This is a genomic window from Mesorhizobium sp. M4B.F.Ca.ET.143.01.1.1, assembly GCF_004792275.1.
Classification (GTDB): domain Bacteria; phylum Pseudomonadota; class Alphaproteobacteria; order Rhizobiales; family Rhizobiaceae; genus Mesorhizobium; species Mesorhizobium abyssinicae.
The window spans coordinates 1-279 of record NZ_SRSR01000381.1 but is presented as its reverse complement, the minus strand read 5'-3'; the positions used below and the strand labels follow the sequence as shown (position 1 = coordinate 279).

Here is a 279-nt window from a genome sequence, read left to right as displayed (position 1 = left end):
CCGAGCTTGTCCTTCAGCCGCTGGAAGCGGAAGCCGTTGCCCGAACCATCGCCGAGAATGCGGGGAACGAGAAAGCACGAAAGTCCTTCCGGCGCCTGTCCAAGCACCAGGAACGCATCCGACATCGGCGCTGACATGAACCATTTATGGCCGGTCAGCCGATAGAAGCTGCTGCCGGCCCGCTCGGCCCTGGTGACGTTGGCGCGGACGTCGGTGCCGCCCTGCTTCTCGGTCATGCCCATGCCGAGCGTCAGCCCGGCCTTTTCGACCGGAGGCTTT

At 64.5% G+C, this 279-nt stretch carries 1 protein-coding gene; it reads right to left on the bottom strand.

The annotated features are described in order from the left end of the window. The coding region (locus EN786_RS37435; protein ID WP_189524410.1) for an acyl-CoA dehydrogenase family protein at positions 1–279 on the bottom strand (279 nt) is incomplete at both ends.